This is a genomic window from Pseudomonas sp. LBUM1666, assembly GCF_059695775.1.
In genome coordinates this window covers 3,295,664-3,312,314 of the sequence record NZ_CP166789.1, presented here as the reverse complement: position 1 = coordinate 3,312,314, position 16,651 = coordinate 3,295,664, and the positions used below count along the sequence as shown (strand labels likewise).

Annotated in this window: 16 protein-coding genes; 11 read left to right on the top strand and 5 right to left on the bottom strand. The window is 60.2% G+C overall.

All coding sequences use genetic code 11. The features are described from left to right. The first annotated feature begins 151 nt into the window (after nt 1-151). The 4 genes from ACA056_RS14990 to ACA056_RS14975 all read left to right on the top strand — a co-directional run bounded on the left by ACA056_RS14990 (nt 152) and on the right by ACA056_RS14975 (nt 6,070). Entirely contained in the window at nt 152-1,210 is a 1,059-nt protein-coding gene (locus tag ACA056_RS14990; protein WP_497265689.1) for a 2,5-dihydroxypyridine 5,6-dioxygenase, read from the top strand. Between the two features lie 204 nt (nt 1,211-1,414). Next, nucleotides 1,415-1,861, top strand: a complete 447-nt coding sequence (locus tag ACA056_RS14985) for a MarR family winged helix-turn-helix transcriptional regulator (RefSeq protein ID WP_223433396.1) — start codon at nt 1,415-1,417, stop codon at nt 1,859-1,861. A gap of 161 nt (nt 1,862-2,022) precedes the next feature. Next, a complete protein-coding gene (locus ACA056_RS14980; RefSeq protein WP_140678490.1) occupies nt 2,023-2,499 on the top strand; it encodes a (2Fe-2S)-binding protein in 477 nt (158 codons plus the stop codon). A gap of 16 nt (nt 2,500-2,515) precedes the next feature. Next, nucleotides 2,516-6,070, top strand: coding sequence for a molybdopterin cofactor-binding domain-containing protein (locus ACA056_RS14975; RefSeq protein WP_497265686.1), 3,555 nt, complete (start codon nt 2,516-2,518; stop codon nt 6,068-6,070). Between the two features lie 25 nt (nt 6,071-6,095). On the opposite strand, the gene ACA056_RS14970 is transcribed toward ACA056_RS14975, so the two are convergent. From ACA056_RS14970 to ACA056_RS14960, 3 genes are all read right to left on the bottom strand, one after another. Then, nucleotides 6,096-6,752: a TetR/AcrR family transcriptional regulator gene (locus tag ACA056_RS14970; RefSeq protein ID WP_497265684.1), complete on the bottom strand. Its 657-nt coding sequence runs from the start codon at nt 6,750-6,752 to the stop codon at nt 6,096-6,098. A 53-nt stretch (nt 6,753-6,805) separates the two neighbouring features. Continuing rightward, entirely contained in the window at nt 6,806-8,254 is a 1,449-nt protein-coding gene (locus tag ACA056_RS14965; protein ID WP_497265682.1) for a nucleobase:cation symporter-2 family protein, read from the bottom strand. Between the two features lie 172 nt (nt 8,255-8,426). Then, nucleotides 8,427-9,320, bottom strand: a complete 894-nt coding sequence (locus tag ACA056_RS14960) for a LysR family transcriptional regulator (protein WP_497265680.1) — start codon at nt 9,318-9,320, stop codon at nt 8,427-8,429. Nucleotides 9,321-9,422: 102 nt separating this feature from the next. Between ACA056_RS14960 and ACA056_RS14955 the strand changes: the two genes are divergently transcribed. Beyond that, nucleotides 9,423-10,514, top strand: coding sequence for a polyamine ABC transporter substrate-binding protein (locus ACA056_RS14955; protein WP_497265678.1), 1,092 nt, complete (start codon nt 9,423-9,425; stop codon nt 10,512-10,514). A 13-nt stretch (nt 10,515-10,527) separates the two neighbouring features. Beyond that, nucleotides 10,528-11,487: an agmatinase gene (gene speB / locus ACA056_RS14950; protein WP_497265676.1), complete on the top strand. Its 960-nt coding sequence runs from the start codon at nt 10,528-10,530 to the stop codon at nt 11,485-11,487. Between the two features lie 116 nt (nt 11,488-11,603). On the opposite strand, the gene ACA056_RS14945 is transcribed toward speB, so the two are convergent. Then, entirely contained in the window at nt 11,604-12,656 is a 1,053-nt protein-coding gene (locus ACA056_RS14945; RefSeq protein WP_497265674.1) for an aldo/keto reductase, read from the bottom strand. A gap of 204 nt (nt 12,657-12,860) precedes the next feature. On the opposite strand from ACA056_RS14945, the gene ACA056_RS14940 reads away from it, so the two are divergent. The 5 genes from ACA056_RS14940 (at nt 12,861) to ACA056_RS14920 (ending at nt 16,321) form a co-directional block, all read left to right on the top strand. Beyond that, nucleotides 12,861-13,577 (top strand): helix-turn-helix transcriptional regulator, encoded by a 717-nt coding sequence (locus tag ACA056_RS14940; RefSeq protein WP_497265672.1) that lies wholly within the window; start codon nt 12,861-12,863, stop codon nt 13,575-13,577. Nucleotides 13,578-13,629: 52 nt separating this feature from the next. Further along, a complete protein-coding gene (locus tag ACA056_RS14935) occupies nt 13,630-13,971 on the top strand; it encodes a nuclear transport factor 2 family protein (protein WP_007897370.1) in 342 nt (113 codons plus the stop codon). Between the two features lie 26 nt (nt 13,972-13,997). Further along, the gene (zapE, locus tag ACA056_RS14930; RefSeq protein ID WP_497265669.1) at nt 13,998-15,116 is read left to right on the top strand and encodes a cell division protein ZapE; all 1,119 of its coding nucleotides are present in this window, start codon (nt 13,998-14,000) and stop codon (nt 15,114-15,116) included. 18 nt (nt 15,117-15,134) lie between these two features. Beyond that, nucleotides 15,135-15,716: a DinB family protein gene (locus ACA056_RS14925; protein WP_497265667.1), complete on the top strand. Its 582-nt coding sequence runs from the start codon at nt 15,135-15,137 to the stop codon at nt 15,714-15,716. Between the two features lie 113 nt (nt 15,717-15,829). Then, nucleotides 15,830-16,321 (top strand): GNAT family N-acetyltransferase, encoded by a 492-nt coding sequence (locus ACA056_RS14920; protein WP_497265665.1) that lies wholly within the window; start codon nt 15,830-15,832, stop codon nt 16,319-16,321. A gap of 48 nt (nt 16,322-16,369) precedes the next feature. Here ACA056_RS14920 and ACA056_RS14915 read toward each other — a convergent pair whose 3' ends face one another. Beyond that, entirely contained in the window at nt 16,370-16,573 is a 204-nt protein-coding gene (locus ACA056_RS14915; RefSeq protein WP_497265663.1) for a hypothetical protein, read from the bottom strand. Nucleotides 16,574-16,651 lie beyond the last annotated feature (78 nt).

Below are 16,651 nucleotides of genomic sequence, written 5' to 3'. Positions count from 1 at the left end.
GTGGGTTGGTAACGTTGTGGTCCGACGCTTGCAGTCAGTCTTCTTTTAGGGTCTTATCGTAGACAAATGGCGTATACGCTATAAAAAATGCACTGGAGTGAGGCGAGGCGCCTCGACTTGGTGCGAAGCAGACGATCGAGGAGACAGCAAAATGCCGGTAAGCGATTGCGAATTGACCCAGATGTTCGAACACGTGTTGAAGCTGTCGAAGGTCGACCCGACCCAGAGCGTCGCCGTACTCAAGAGCCACTATTCGAACCCGCGCACCGTGCGTGCGGCGATGGAGGCGGCCCAGCGGCTGGGGGCCAAGGTCTACGCGGTGGAGCTGCCTTCGTTCAACCATCCAACGGCCATGGGCAATGACATGACGGCCTACTGCGGCGACACCGCGTTGACCGGCAATATCGCGGCGCAGCGGGCGCTGGAAGCGGCGGACTTGATCGTCGACACGATGATGCTGCTGCACTCACCGGAGCAGGAGCAGATCCTCAAGACCGGCACGCGAATTCTGCTGGCCGTCGAACCCCCGGAAGTCCTGGCGCGCATGCTGCCGACCGAGGCTGACAAGGTGCGGGTGATGGCGGCGGAGCAACTGCTCAAGCAGGCCAAATCAATCCACGTCACCTCCCGCGCCGGCAGCAATTTCCACGCGGCGCTGGGGCAATATCCTTCAGTCACCGAGTACGGTTTCGCTGATGAGCCGGGGCGTTGGGACCACTGGCCCAGTGGCTTTCTGTTCTCCTGGCCGAACGAAGAAACAGCCGAGGGCGTACTGGTGCTGGATGTCGGCGATATTCTGCTGCCGTTCAAGAACTACACCCGGGAGAAGATCACCCTGGAAATCGAGAAGGGCTTCATCACCTCGATCCATGGCGGTTTCGAGGCTGAATACCTGCGTGACTACATGAAGTACTTCAACGATCCAGAGGTCTACGGTATTTCCCACATCGGCTGGGGCTTGCAGCCACGGGCGCAGTGGACTGCCATGGGGCTGCACGACAAAAACGATGGCATGTGCATGGATGCCCGGGCGTTCTACGGCAACTTCCTGTTCTCCACCGGACCGAATACCGAAGTCGGCGGCACCCGCAAAACCCCGTGTCACCTGGATATTCCGCTGCGCCATTGTGATGTGTATCTGGATGACCAAGCAGTGGTGATTGGTGGGGATGTGGTGGCGCCGGAGGCTTCCCGAGTTCACGGGGACTAGCTGGCGGGCACATAACTTGTGGGAGCGAGCTTGCTCGCGATGGCGGCATTACATTCAACATAGAAGTTGACTGATCTACCGCTATCGCGAGCAAGCTCGCTCCCACAGGGTTTGTGCAGTCTGTTAAGACCGATATCACCCTTGAGTCCGCCTCCCAACCTGTCCATCATGCCTTCCCACCACTTTTCCCCTTTCGAGCCTGTCGTGTCAGAAACTCCTGATTCTTCCTACGTTTTCTCCGAACAAGTCGGGCATTTGCTCCGCAAGGCCTATCAACGGCACATGGCGATTTTTCAGCAGAACGTCGGCGACTCCCAGCTCACTGCGGTGCAGTTCGTCACCCTGTGCGCCGTGCGTGATCACGGCCCCAGTTCCCTGACTGAACTGGTCAAGGCCACCGCCGTGGACCAGGCAACTATTCGCGGCATCGTCGAGCGGCTCAAGGCCCGGGAACTGATCACCCTTGAACCCGACCCGCAAGACCGGCGCAAAGTCATTGTCGGCCTGTCCGAAGCCGGCGATCGTCTGGTGCAGCAAACCGTACCCTGTGCCGGGAAAATCACTGAGCTGACCATGAGCAACCTCAACCCGGCAGAGCAGGTCGCCGTGCTGTTTTTGCTGCGCAAGATGATCGACGACCCACAGGACTGATCAGCCCGCTCGGTCTTTGGCACTGTTTTTGCTCTCTTTTCATGTAGTAACCACTTCACCACTCGAGTGTGTCGCGACGCCACAAACTGATTCTGGCCCGCGACCTTTTCTTCGACCTTTTGGTGTAGTGGATACTTCATCAACTGAAGCGGGCGAAGCGAATGACAAGCCAGGAAATCACGGTAGCGCTTGAGGTCAACGGCCACACCACCACCGTCACCGCGATGGCGGATACGCCGTTATTGCTGATCCTGCGCAATGACCTGCAACTCAATGGCCCCAAGTACGGTTGCGGCCTGGGCGAGTGCGGCGCGTGCACGGTGATCATCGATGGTGTGGCGGCGCGCTCCTGCGTGTTTCCGCTGGCCGGCGCCGTGGACCGGCAGATCGTCACCCTCGAAGGACTCGGCAACCGCGCCGATCCGCACCCGGTGCAGCAAGCCTTTATCGACGAGCAGGCGGCGCAATGCGGCTATTGCCTCAACGGCATGATCATGACGGCCAAGGCCTTGCTCGACCGCATCCCGCACCCCAGCGAAACCCAGATCCGCAACGAACTCTCGGCCAACCTTTGCCGTTGCGGAACCCATATCGAAATCCTCCGAGCGGTGCTGCGTGCCGCCCGTCAAACGCCTTGAACGTGGATCGATGACCATGACTGACGCAATCCCCACCCGCGACCAATGGCTGGCCAAGACCGGCGTTCTGCTGATCGTCGACGACATCCTGCCGCCATCAGGCCCGGTGGCCAAAGGAGGTACGCCGCTGATCAAACCCAAGGAACTGGGGCTGTTCATCGCCATCAGCGATGACGGACGGGTGTATGCCTTCAACGGGCATGTCGACCTCGGCACCGGCATCCGCACTTCGCTGGCGCAGATCGTCGCCGAAGAACTGGACCTGCAACTGGAGCAGGTGTGCATGGTGCTGGGCGACACCGAGCGTGTGCCCAATCAGGGAGCGACCATTGCCAGCGCCACGCTGCAGATTTCTGCGATCCCGCTGCGCAATGCGGCTGCCGAGGCCCGGCGTTTTCTGCTGGAGCGGGCGGCAGAACGCTGGTCGGTGGAGGCGGGCAGTCTGAAGGTCGAGGCCGGTGTGATTGTCGCCGCGGACGGACGCACCACGTCCTACGCCGATCTGGTGCACGGTGATCACGTTGAACTGCGCATCTCAGGCACCGCGCCACTCAAGCCTGCCGAAGACTATCGGCTGGTCGGCAAGGGCGCTGCGCGTGTGGATATTCCGGCCAAGGCCACTGGCGAACTGACTTACGTCCACGACATGCGGGTGCCGGACATGCTCCACGGCCGGGTGATTCGCCCGCCCTATGCCGGGCTCGATTGTGGCGATTTCGTCGGCAACAGCCTGCTGGACGTCGATGAGTCCTCCATCGCGCATATTTCCGGGATCGTGGCGGTGGTGGTGATTCGTGATTTCGTCGGGGTGGTGGCGCTGCGCGAAGAACAGGCGATCAAGGCCGCCCAGGCGTTGAAAATCACATGGAAAGCCTGGAACCATAAATTGCCGGACATGAGTAATGTCGAGCAGGCCATCCGCGATAACCCGCGAGTACAGCGCGTCGTTCTCGATCAGGGCAACGTCGACGACGCCTTGGCCGGGGCCAGTCATCGCATGCCGCGAACGTATTTGTGGCCGTATCAGATGCACGGCTCCATCGGCCCTTCCTGTGGGTTGGCGGACTATCAGTCGTCGGGCACTCGCGTGTGGTCCGGTAGCCAGAATCCGCATTTGCTGCGAGCGGACCTCGCCTGGTTGCTGGAGTGCGCAGAAGAATCGATCGAGATTATTCGCATGGAAGCGTCGGGCTGTTATGGGCGTAACTGTGCCGATGATGTCTGCGCCGATGCCTTGCTGTTGTCCCGCGCCGTGGGCAAACCGGTCCGGGTGCAATTGACCCGGGAGCAGGAACACCTGTGGGAACCCAAGGGCACTGCGCAACTGATGGACGTCGACGGCGGCTTGAACGCCGATGGCAGTGTGGCTGCTTACGATTTCCAGACCAGCTACCCATCGAACGGCGCGCCGACCCTGGCTTTGCTGTTGACCGGACGGGTCGAGCCGGTGGCGGCGATGTTCGAAATGGGCGATCGCACGTCGATCCCGCCTTATGACTTCGAACACATGCGCGTGACCATCAATGACATGGCACCGATCGTCCGGGCTTCGTGGATGCGCGGGGTGTCGGCGCTGCCCAACACCTTCGCCCATGAGTCGTACATCGATGAACTGGCGTTCGCGGCGGGCGTCGATCCGGTGGAATACCGACTGCGCTATCTGCGCGATGAGCGCGCCATTGACCTGGTGAAATCCACCGCCGAGCGCGCCGCCTGGACCCCGCGCACCGCGCCGATGCAAACCCCGAACGACGATCAGTTCCTGCGCGGTCGCGGTTTTGCCTATGCGCGCTACATCCACAGCAAGTTCCCCGGTTTTGGTGCGGCTTGGGCCGCGTGGGTGGCGGACGTGGCGGTGGATCGCCAGACCGGTGATGTGTCCGTCACGCGGGTGGTGATTGGTCATGACTCGGGGATGATGATCAACCCGGCGGGCGTGCAGCATCAGATCCACGGCAACGTCATTCAATCCACCAGCCGGGTGCTCAAGGAGCGGGTGACCTTTGAAGAGTCAACAGTCGCCAGCAAGGAGTGGGGTGGTTATCCAATCCTGACCTTCCCTGAAGTGCCGCAGATCGACGTCATGATGATGCCGCGTCAGGACCAGCCGCCCATGGGCGCCGGTGAGTCCGCATCGGTGCCGAGTGCGGCGGCGATTGCCAACGCCATTTATGACGCCACCGGGATTCGTTTTCGCGAACTGCCGATTACCCCGGAGCGGGTGCTGGCGGCGTTGAACGCCGGCACCTGTGACGAGCCACCGAAGTCGCCGGCCAAACGCTCGAAGTGGCTGTTCGGTTCTCTGTTTGCGGCGTTCGGCGCGGTGCTCGGTATGGCCGCCACCGCGTGGCCGTTTCACGGTGAAATCGCGCCGATTGCGCCGCCAAGTGCCGGCACCTGGTCGGCGGCAACCCTTGAGCGCGGGCGTTTGCTGGCGGCCGTCGGCGATTGCGCGGTGTGCCATACCGCGCCAGGTGGCGCGACCAATGCCGGAGGCCTGGCGATGCAGACACCCTTCGGCACGCTCTATAGCAGCAACATCACGCCCGACGTGAAGACCGGTATCGGCAGCTGGTCGTATCCGGCGTTCGAACGTGCGATGCGCGAAGGCATCGGTCGCGACGGGCGCAATCTGTACCCGGCGTTTCCCTACACCGCGTTTCGCAATATCAACGATGCCGATATGCAGGCGCTGTATGCGTACCTGATGTCGCAAGCGCCGGTCAGCCAACCCGCGACAGCCAACGACATGCGTTTTCCGTTCAATTTGCGGCCGTTGATGGCCGGGTGGAATTCGCTGTTTCTGCGCCGGGGCGAGATCAGCGTTCAGCCAGGACGTAGCGAGCAATGGAGTCGCGGCGCTTACCTGGTCAACGGTTTGGGGCACTGCGCCGCCTGCCATTCGCCACGCAACCTGATGGGCGCGGAGAAGGGCGGTGCGTCTTTCCTGGCCGGTGGCAGCGTCGATGGCTGGGAAGCGCCGGCATTGAACGGTTTGTCGAAAGCGCCAACGCCGTGGACGGAGAATCAGCTGTTCGACTACCTCAGCACCGGCTATTCCGACGCCCATGGCGTGGCGACCGGGCCCATGGGGCCGGTGGTCAGTGAACTGGCGAAATTGCCCAAGACGGATATTCGGGCGATGGCGGTGTACCTCGCGTCACTCAACGGCGCGCAAGCTGAAGCGCAAGTTGTGGAGAAAGCCACTCGGCCGTCGCCGGTCGCGAGCCTGTCATTGAGCAACGGTCAGCGGGTGTTCGAAGGTTCGTGCAAAGCCTGTCACGCGGATGGCCTAGGGCCGAAACTGTTCGGTGTGAGTCCGTCTCTGGCGAGCAATACCAATGTACACAGCGATCAACCAGACAACCTGATCAAGGTCATCCTGCAAGGCATCGATGCACCGGCCACCAAGGACCTGGGCTACATGCCCGGTTTCAAGGACAGCTTGTCCAATACGCAGGTGGCGGAACTGGCGGCGTACTTGCGTAATCGGTTTGCTTCAAATGCGTCGGGTTGGGAAGGGTTGGAACAGAAGGTTGCACATCTGCGGGCTAATCCCGGCAGCCATTAAAAGCTTCGCGAGCAGGCCGGCGCGGTCACCGCTGATCCTGCTCCGGCAACCGCATCACCCCTCGCACCACCAGATCCTTGATAAACCCCAACCAATCCTGCTGCTGACCCTTGTCCGCCAGATCCTCTCCAAGGAAGGAACTGAGGGTGTGCCGGTTGGAGTTATAGAAGTAGCAAAGCGAGGCGATCATCAAATACACATGCTTGATGTCCAGATCCTGACGAAACAATCCCTGAACCTGACCCGCCTCAATGATCGGGCGCAACACGCCGACCGCTTCTCCCGACAACCGGCGCAACTCGCTGGACTGTTGGGCGTGCTTGCCGTTGTGCAGGTTTTCGTTGCTGAGGATGGCGACGAATTCCGGGTGTTCGACGTAGTAGTTCCAGACGAACGCCACCAGATCCTGCAGGGCCAACAGCGGTGTGCTCAGGTTCAGCTTGAGCTGGCTTTCGGCTTTATTGAATTGCTCATAGGTGTGTTCCAGCACGCAGATGAACAACTGCTCTTTGCTGCCGAAGTAGTAATAGAGCATGCGGTCGTTGGAATCGGCTTCGCGGGAAATGCTTTCCACCCGCCCCCCGGAGTAGCCGTCGCGGGTGAATACCTTCACGGCCGCTTCGAGAATCCGGGTTCGGGTTTGATGGGCCTGAGCGGCCCGGATGCCGGTTTTCTTGTTCAACGTGCGGTCAACCTTCTACCAAGCGGAGTCGCAACGAATGTAGCACGGTCCCATCAGCGGTTCAGGCTGGCGGCGGTTTCAGTGGCCGGTGGATTTTCCATGACCCGCAGGATCGAGGCTTCGGGATCGAAATCATCTTCTTCCAGCTCAATGAACTCTTCGGGCAGGAAGATATTCAGCACGATGGCGCACAACGCGCCGACGGTGATCGGCGATTCGAAGATGTTGTGCAGCGCCTTCGGCAACTCGCGCAGCACTTCCGGAACCGCCGCGACACCCAGGCCCATGCCGAGGGAAATCGACACGATCAGCATGTTGCGCCGGTGCAGGCCGGCTTCGGCGAGGATCTTGATCCCGGCGACCGCGACGGTGCCGAACATCACCAGTTCAGCACCGCCGAGTACCGGTTTGGGCATCAACTGCAGCACCGCGCCGATCATCGGGAACAACCCCAGCACCACCAACAAACCGGCAATGAAGAACGCCACGTAGCGGCTGGCCACGCCGGTGAGCTGAATCACGCCGTTGTTCTGGGCGAAGGTCACCATCGGCATGCTGTTGAACACGGCGGCCATGGCCGAGTTGAGGCCGTCGGCGAGCAGGCCGGACTTGATCCGACGGAGGTAGATCGGGCCTTTGACTGGCTGCCGGGAAATCATCGAGTTGGCGGTCAGGTCACCGGCGGCTTCCAGTGGCGACACGAGGAAAATCACCGCCACCGGCACGAACGCGACCCAATCGAAGTTAAAGCCGTACTTGAACGGCACCGGCACGCTCATCAGCGGCACGTCGGGCAGGCTGGCGAAATTGACGTCACCCATCAGCCAGGCCACGACATAGCCGAGGGTCAAGCCGATGACGATCGCACCGAGGCGCAGGAACGGCACATCGACGCGGTTCAACACCACAATCGTTCCGAGCACCAGGGCCGCCAGGGCCAGATGACTGGCCGCGCCGAGGTCCGCCGCACCGAAGCCGCCGGCGATGTCGGTCATGGCGACTTTGATCAGCGACAGGCCCATCAACGTGATGATCGTGCCGGTCACCACCGGGGTGATCAGCATCCGCAATTTGCCGATGAACTGGCTCAACATTACTTCGATGAAGGCAGCGAAAAAGCAGACACCAAAGATGGTCGACAGGATTTCATCGGTGCCGCCGCCCCGGGCCTTGACCATGAAACCGGCACTGAGAATCACGCTGATGAATGAGAAGCTGGTGCCTTGCAGACACAGCAGGCCGGAACCGATCGGGCCGAAACGTCGCGCCTGAACAAATGTGCCCAACCCCGAAACGAACAGCGCCATGCTGATCAGGTACGGCACTTCGCTTTGCAGGCCGAGGGCACCACCCATGATCAGGGTCGGGGTGATGATGCCGACGAAACTGGCGAGCACGTGTTGCAGGGCAGCGAAGAGGGTGGCGGTCAGATGCGGGCGGTCGTCGAGGCCGTAAATCAGGTCGTTATTGCGCGGGGCAGGGGCTTTTTCAGAGGCGGTCATGGTGGTGTGCGTGCCAGAAGGCGGGCCGGGTCAAAAATGGAGGCGCAGGATGCCAGAAAGACTATGTGGGAGCGAGCTTGCTCGCGATAGCGGCGCACCAGACAGCATCAATGTCGCCTGACTGACACTCCCTCTTCGCGAGCAAGCTCGCTCCCACAGGGATCGTGGGTACTCAGGCGAACGCCGCCAACAAATCCTCTTCAAAGGCTTTCTGCGCATCCCCCGGCACTTGGGCGCGATGGCGGGCCAGATGGAACGCCACGTCGAAACTCATATCGCCACGGCGCACGGCGCGCAGCAAGCCTTTGTCTTCCCAGCTGCGGGCAAAGTGTTCGGGTAAATAACCGACATGCTTGCCGGAAAGAATGAAGGCGAGGGTGCCTTCGACTTGCTCCGAGCGCGCCGAACACATCTTCCCCTGGAAGGGCTCGTCGCTGCGCAGGAAGCGGTAAGGGTGATCGACCCGATCGCAAGCCTGTAGCGCTTGATCGTCAGGCACATCATTGGTGAACAACGGATGGCCGGTGGCGCAATACAAGTGCTGGGTTTCGGTAAACAGTTCGCGGTAGTCAAAAGCGCTTTGCACTTGTGAGAAATAGCCGATCGCCAGGTCCAGTCGTTGTTGCAGCAGCAAGCGTTCCATTTCACCGGGCATGGCGCTGATCAATTCGATGCGTACCGATTCGTCCCGTTCACGAAAGCGCCGGATCGCATCGGCCACCTGTTGCAGCACGGATTGATCGAGCGCTTCGGACAGTCCCAGACGCACCTCGCCGATCAGGCGCCCGGCCACACCATTGGATTGATGGCGGAAGGCTTCGATGGACTCGAACAGGCTGCGAGTCGCACTGAGCAGTTGTTCGCCCTTGGGCGTGATTTTGAACCCCCCCTTACCGCGACTGCACAGGCGATAGCCGAGCCGGGTTTCCAGTTTGGCCATTTGCTGGCTGATGCTCGATTGGCTCAAGCCCAACTCCCCCTGAGCTGCGCTGAAGCCGCCGCACTCCACCACGTTGACGAACAGGCGTAGCAGTTGCAGATCGAGATCGTGGAGTTGGCTGAGCATCAAACATTACTCCCGGATAAAGTCAGGATAACTAACTTGGTATTTTTCCAATGTATCCGACGACGCATTCTGCATCCACTTCATCTGGTCAGGTGTTCCGTCATGGCTCCCATGTTCAAGCTGTGTTTACCCGCGCTGTTCCTCGCCATGGCTGTATCGGCCAAGGCCGAGGAAAAAGTCCTGAATCTCTACAGTTGGTCCGATTACGTAGCGCCTGAAACCTTGCAGCGTTTCGAGCAGGAAACCGGTATCCACGTGCGTTACGACACGTTTGATTCCTCGGAGGTGCTCGAAACCAAGCTGCTCACTGGTGGCAGCGGTTATGACGTGGTGGTGCCGTCGTCCAGTGTTCTGGCACGCGGGTTGGCGGCCGGTGCGCTGAAGGCCATTCCTCACGAAGGCCTGAAGGGCTACGCCAACCTTGATCCGGATCTGTTGGAAAAACTCGCCGCGGTCGATCCGGGCAATCTCTACGGTGTGCCCTATACCTGGGGCACGCTGGGGCTTGGGATGAATGTCGAAGCGGTGCAGAAACGGTTGCCGAACGTGCCGCTCAACAGCCTGGACCTGCTGTTTAAACCGGAGTACTCCAGCAAATTGAAGGACTGTGGCATTGCGATCATTGACTCGCCGCAGGAGGTGATTGGTCTGGCGTTGCACTATCTGGGTAAAGATCCCTACAGCACGGACAAGAACGATCTTGAAGCGGCGCAAGCGTTACTGCATCAATTGCAGCCTTCCGTGTTGTACGTCGCCAGCGGACGGCAGATCAACGATCTGGCCAACGGCAGCGTCTGTCTGGCCCTGGCCTATAACGGTGACGCGAGCATGGCCGCCGATCAGGCGCGCAAGGCCAGCAAACCGTACGAAATCGCGTACCGGATTCCCAAGGAAGGCACCCTCGTGTGGCAGGACAACCTGGCGATCCCCAAGGACGCGCCACATCCCGAAGCCGCACGCCAGTTCATTGAATTCATGTTGCGTCCGGAGTCCGTCGCGGCGCTGACCAACACCTTGTTCTTTGCCACCGCCAACCAGGCCGCCACGCCGCTGGTGGATGAGGCGGTGCGCACCGACCCGGATATTTACCCACCCGCCGACGTTCGCGGTCTGCTGTACGCCGACCGCAGCATGAGCCTCAAGGACATGCGCCAACGCACTCGCTTGTGGACCACTTTCCGTAGCCGCCAATAATAAGGAACCTGAGATGGACGTCCCGATGCAAAACGATCAGGCCATGACCCGCGACAGCCTCTACGGCACTGCCGCCGAAAGCACCTACGCCGGTATCACCAGTTTCATGCGTCGTCGCTACAGTCGCGACTTGCGTGGCGTTGACGTAGCGGTCAGCGGTGTCCCGTTCGACACCGCCACCAGCAACCGTCCCGGTGCGCGTTTCGGACCACGCGGCATTCGTACCGCGTCCACCGGGATTGCCTGGGAACGCCACTGGCCTTGGGCCTTCGACCCGTTTGACCATCTGGCGGTCATCGACTACGGTGATTGCGACTTCGATTACGGCACACCGCAGTCGGTGCCGGAAAGCATCGAAGCCCACGCCGAACACATACTCAACGCCGGTAGCGCGATGCTGACGTTCGGCGGGGATCACTTCATCACGTATCCGCTGCTCAAAGCCCATGCGCGTAAACATGGTCCGTTGTCGTTGATCCACTTCGACGCCCACAGCGACACCTGGCCGGACGAAGACGGCAAGCGTGTCGATCACGGCACGATGTTCTGGCACGCGGCCAAGGAAGGGTTGGTGGATCCGTCGCGTTCGGTGCAGATCGGATTGCGCACCACCAATGACGATCACCAGGGCTTTCAGGTGCTGGATGCGCGGCAAGTGCATCGAAGTGGTGTTGATGCGATTGTCGAGGCCATTCGGGCGCGGGTCGGTGATAACCCGGTGTACCTGACGTTCGACATTGATTGCCTCGATCCGGCCTTCGCTCCAGGAACCGGAACGCCGGTGTGCGGCGGCTTGAGCACGGTGCAGGCGCTGGAAATCCTGGGTGGCTTGCGCGGGATTAATCTGGTGGGAATGGACGTCGTGGAAGTGGCGCCGGCCTACGACAGTGCGGACATTACCTCACTGGCGGCGGCGACGTTGGCGATGGAAATGCTGTGTTTGTATGCGGCTAAACATAAGGTCGACCGATAACACACAAACCAAAAAATGTGGGAGCGAGCTTGCTCGCGATAGCGGCCTTACATTCAACACATCTGTTGCATGTGCCGGCCCCATCGCGAGCAAGCTCGCTCCCACAATTAATCGTGTCAGGCCACTGGGATGATTGGCAGGTCTAACGTTTCAGCCCCAGTAAATCGCGCCTTCGACCCGGCAATGGATTCATGGGGCACGCCCATCTCCACACCACTGACCCCATCAAGCCGCGACAGTTGATCAGCACTCAATTGCACATCCAAAGCACCCAAGGTCGCATCCAGTTGTTCACGGGTGCGCGAGCCGAGAATCGGAATCAGCGCCGTGGTCGAACGCTTGGCTTTCTCCCGTAGCCAGGCAATGGCCACGTGAGTCGGGCTGGCGCCCAGTTCCGCGGCGACGGCCAGCAAGGTGTCGAGCAGGGCGGTTTCACGGGCACTTTTCTCGGCGTGAATCAGCATGCCGAGTTTGGCGGCGCGGTTGTCGCCATCGTTAGTGCGGTACTTGCCGGTGAGGAACCCGCCACCCAACGGCGACCATAACGTAGCGGCCAGGCCCAAGGCTTCGGCCATCGGCAGTTGTTCACGTTCGGCCGTGCGTTCGGCGAGGCTGTATTCCACCTGAATCGCCGCAATCGGTGAGAACCCGCGAATCTCGGCCAGCAAATCGGCCCGAGCGATGCGCCACGCCGGGAAGTTTGACAGCCCGGCGTAATGAATCTTGCCGGCGCGCACCAGGTCGTCGAAACCACGCAGGATTTCTTCCATCGGCGTCACGCCATCGCTCATGTGGGCCCAGAACAGGTCGATGTGGTCGGTGTTGAGCCGTTTCAGGCTTTCTTCCACGGCGCGAACCATGTTCTTGCGGTTGTTGCCGGTGTGGGAAATGCCCGCAGCCGGCGTGGTCCCAAGGGTGTATTTGGTGGCGATGACCAGGCGATCCCGTTCCGCTGCGATGAACTCGCCGAGCATGGCTTCCGACTGGCCAGCCTGATAGCCGTTGGCGGTGTCGATGAAATTGCCGCCGGCCTCCAGGTAGCCATCAAAGATGCGTTTGGCTTCGTCGCGCTCGGCGCCATGGCCCCAACCGGTGCCGAAGTTACCGGCGCCCAGCGCCAGTTCCGAGACCCGCAAGCCGGTTTTGCGACCGAAGACTTTGTAATGCATGGGATGACTCCTGAAGGAAAAAGCGTTGGGGTCGAATATAAATGTCTATCGACATGTATTTAATATGATGCGAGTAATATTCGCCGTCAAGGCGCTTTTTCGTTCGCAAGAGAAAGGCCGACCACCGGCCTCATTGCTACTGCCACTTTCTGACAGGGTCCTCTGCTAAGCTCCGACAACTTTTACGGACAGAGCCTGCCAATCGTGTCGCGTACCACTCGTTTACTGACCTTGTTGCAAGTGCTGCGCGGCAAAAGTCGTCCGGTGACCGCGGCAACACTTGCCGGCGAATTGGAGGTTTCCGAGCGTACGCTGTACCGCGACATCGCCGAACTCACCGCTCTTGGCGCGCCAATCTATGGCGAAGCGGGGATCGGTTATGTGCTGCGCAGTGGTTTGTTTCTGCCGCCGTTGATGCTCAACGCCGATGAAACCGAAGCCATCGTGCTGGGGTTGCGCTATGTGGATCAGCGTGGGGATGAGGTGTTGAGCAAGGCTGCGGCGGATGCGCTGGCCAAGATTGCGGCGGTATTGGCGCCTGAAGCGCTGGACGCGTTACGCAACCCGACGGTGTTGCCGGGGCCGCCCGGCTATGGCTTTGCGCCCAACGTCGTGCCACTGAATGTGTTTCGCCAGGCCATCCGCGATCAGGCCAAGCTGCACATCGATTACGCGGACGCCAACCAGGTGCCGAGTCAGCGGCTGATTTGGCCGCTGGCCCTGGGGTTTCTAAACGAGGTGCGAATCATCGTCGCCTGGTGTGAATTGCGCAGCGCCTATCGCACCTTTCGCACTGACCGGATCTCGGCAGCGAACGAGCAGGGCGAGCGTTATCCGGGGCAGCGCAGCGACCTGTTGCGCACCTGGCGCAAGCAGATGCAACTGGACGAAGCAGGGCGCTTCACTCCTGACAAAAACTGACACAGGCTTGTTTTAGCATGGCTCCAGAATCAACAAACAAGGAGCCGTAACCATGTCCAATCCCGCCTCTTCACTGGCACCCGCCATCGCCGCCTACATCGCTGCGGCCAATGCCCGCGACACCTCGCGTGTCGCCAGTTTTTTCGCTGAGGATGCCAATGTGTTCGATGAAGGCCAGCACCAGGTCGGCACTCAAGCCATCGCGCAATGGATGCAAGACACCGCCCAGCGTTACCAGCCACGGGTTGAAGTGCTCGACGTGCAACTACGCACCGGCAAGGTGCTGGTGCATAACCTGATCTCCGGAACGTTTCCCGGCAGTCCTCTGGAATTGCGCTACATGTTTCGCCTGAATGAACAGGGCAAGATTGCCCGGCTAGACATCTCGCTCTAAACGGGCCGCGTGGCATACTGCCGCCCATGAATGTCGACTCTCCCTTAAGCGCTTGGCAACACGCCATCGAACAGAAGGGCTTCGTCCAGGACGAAGCCCAGGAACACGCCGTGTGGGCGCTGCAGAAATGCTACGAGGCGCTGCATGAAGGGCGCACGCCGATCACTGGCGTGTACCTCTGGGGCCCGGTCGGGCGCGGTAAAACCTGGTTGATGGACCAGTTTTACCAAAGCCTGAAGGTCCCGGCCCGTCGCCAACACTTTCACCACTTTATGGGCTGGGTGCATCAGCGTTCGTTTCAGTTGACTGGCACCGCCGACCCGTTGAAGGCACTGGCTCGCGAACTGAGCGAGGAAGTGCGGGTACTGTGCTTTGACGAACTGTTCGTCAACGACATCGGCGACGCAATCATTCTTGGGCGTTTGTTTCAGGTGATGTTCGAGCAGGGCGTGGTGGTGGTCTGCACCTCCAATCAGCCCCCGGATCAACTGTACGCCGATGGCTTCAACCGTGACCGGTTCGTGCCCGCCATCGAGGCCATCAAGCAACATATGCAGGTGATTGCGGTGGACGGTGGTGAAGATCATCGTCTGCACCCCGGCATTGGTTTGCAACGTTACTGGGTGGCGGCACCGGGGCAACCTAGCGCTCTGGGTGAAGTGTTCAAGGCACTGACAGTCGGCCAATCGGTGTCCAGTGACCCGATCAAGGTGGGCTATCGCTCACTCAATGTCGTGCAGGCCAGTCCAACCGTACTCTGGACTCGTTACGCCGATCTCTGTGAACAGCCCTTTGCCGCCATGGATTTCATCGCCCTGTGCGACACCTTCAGCGCTATTCTGTTGAGTGACGTGCCCAACCTCAGCGCGCAAAAGCGCGAAGGGCGCATCGCCCGAGGCACTGAAGACGGCGTCGAGCGGGTGGTGGCGGGCGATCGCGAGTTGCCACAATTGTCGGTGCATGACGACGGTGTACGGCGTTTCATCGCCCTGGTGGACGAGTGCTACGACCGCAAGGTGCCGCTGTGCCTCGAAGCGCAGGTGCCCATGGAATCGTTGTACACCGAGGGTTATCTGGAGTTCCCGTTCCGCCGTACCCTCAGCCGTTTACAGGAAATGCAGCTGCAACGTTTCGCCGAAGCTTGAATTCAAGGAGCCGCGAACATGAATCAGCCTCTGTCGCACCATTTGCTGACCATGGCCTATCAAAACGCCTGGGCCAATCATCGACTCGCCAAGGCCTGGAGCCAGTTGAGCCCGGCCGATCTGGCGGCACCGCGGGTCAGCTTCTTTCCCAGTCTGCGCGCTACCCTCAATCACATCCTGACCAACGACTGGTATTACGTGGATGCGCTGGAGCGGGAGTTGCGCGGCGATGACCCGCATCCCGAATGCCATGTGTTTTTCAACCAGGACGAGCCGTTTACGCACGCAGTAGACCTCAAGCGCGAACAAGCGCTGGTGGACCTTCGACTGATCGCCTATTGCGAGCAAATGCGCGATGCAGACCTCGGCAAGATCGTGACCATCGCCCGGGACACGCCGCAACATGACAGCCGCTTGCGCCTGCTGTCCCATCTGTTCGAGCACCAGATTCATCATCGCGGGCAGGTTCACGCCATGCTCAGCGGTACCTCGGTCAAACCACCGCAACTGGACGAGTTTTTCTGTGCCGGCGAGTCAGGCTTGAGGGCTGAGGATTTTGCCGAGCTGGGGTGGACCGAGGCGCTGATCTGGGGCGCTTGAGCGAAAAACTACAACAGGATCCGGTTGTCGACACGGCTGTGCCCGCGATATTGTCGGTCGGCCTTTCAGTGCGAGATGCGCTGGGGCAACTTAATGTGTGAACGAGGGTGGAAATGGAATCCGCAGAAATTCTTGTGCTTCAGGCCAGTTACACCAATCCGGTGCATGCCGAGGCTATTGGGCTGGTGCTAAATGCTTACGCCGAAGACCCGATGGGTGGCGGCCACTCGTTGCCCGCCGACTTGTTGAAGCAACTGCCGGCGGAACTGGCCAAACGTCCCCACGCGTTCAGCGTTCTGGCCTTCGTCGGTGGCGAGCCGGCCGGGTTGGTCAATTGCTTTGAAGGTTTCTCGACCTTCGCCTGTCGACCGCTGGTCAACGTGCACGATGTGATGGTGGTGAAGAAGTTTCGCGGCTTGGGGTTGAGCCAGAAGATGCTGCAAAAGGTCGAGGACATCGCTCGCCAGCGCGGTTGCTGCAAAATCACACTGGAGGTGCTGGAAGGTAATGCAGTCGCCCAGGCTTCCTATGGCAAGTTCGGTTTTGCCGCAGGCATGTTCGACCCGGCGCACGGTCGGATGCTGTTCTGGACCAAGGCGCTTTAAGGTATTACGAGCAAAGAAAAAGGGCGTCCATCAGGACGCCCTTTGTCGTTACGGTTTGTAGTGCTCTGTCACTTGCGCGGTTTGATCATTCGGAACCCTGATTTCAGCGGTGCTGGCGTTACTTTGATTCGCCTCCTGGCTGAGCCGCAGGCTCTCAAAGTAGTACCGCATGCGTTCAGCGCCACCTTCGGCAAATACAGCGGTTGAACTGAACATCATCAGGCCGGCGAGGATCATGGTTGTACGTTTCATGGTGTGCCCCACTACGAGTTGTCGGGTCCTTTCGTCCATGAAGCAATGTCGAAGGGACATTATCCGCCGATTCCGTTA

Coding starts and splice junctions, on each gene's coding strand:
- ACA056_RS14990 (WP_497265689.1), top strand. CDS start 152: ATGCCGGTAAGCGATTGCGAATTGACCCAGATGTTCGAACACGTGTTG.
- ACA056_RS14980 (WP_140678490.1), top strand. CDS start 2,023: ATGACAAGCCAGGAAATCACGGTAGCGCTTGAGGTCAACGGCCACACC.
- ACA056_RS14975 (WP_497265686.1), top strand. CDS start 2,516: ATGACTGACGCAATCCCCACCCGCGACCAATGGCTGGCCAAGACCGGC.
- ACA056_RS14965 (WP_497265682.1), bottom strand. CDS start 8,254: ATGACCGCCTCTGAAAAAGCCCCTGCCCCGCGCAATAACGACCTGATT.
- ACA056_RS14960 (WP_497265680.1), bottom strand. CDS start 9,320: ATGCTCAGCCAACTCCACGATCTCGATCTGCAACTGCTACGCCTGTTC.
- ACA056_RS14955 (WP_497265678.1), top strand. CDS start 9,423: ATGGCTCCCATGTTCAAGCTGTGTTTACCCGCGCTGTTCCTCGCCATG.
- speB (WP_497265676.1), top strand. CDS start 10,528: ATGGACGTCCCGATGCAAAACGATCAGGCCATGACCCGCGACAGCCTC.
- ACA056_RS14945 (WP_497265674.1), bottom strand. CDS start 12,656: ATGCATTACAAAGTCTTCGGTCGCAAAACCGGCTTGCGGGTCTCGGAA.
- ACA056_RS14935 (WP_007897370.1), top strand. CDS start 13,630: ATGTCCAATCCCGCCTCTTCACTGGCACCCGCCATCGCCGCCTACATC.
- zapE (WP_497265669.1), top strand. CDS start 13,998: ATGAATGTCGACTCTCCCTTAAGCGCTTGGCAACACGCCATCGAACAG.
- ACA056_RS14925 (WP_497265667.1), top strand. CDS start 15,135: ATGAATCAGCCTCTGTCGCACCATTTGCTGACCATGGCCTATCAAAAC.
- ACA056_RS14920 (WP_497265665.1), top strand. CDS start 15,830: ATGGAATCCGCAGAAATTCTTGTGCTTCAGGCCAGTTACACCAATCCG.
- ACA056_RS14915 (WP_497265663.1), bottom strand. CDS start 16,573: ATGAAACGTACAACCATGATCCTCGCCGGCCTGATGATGTTCAGTTCA.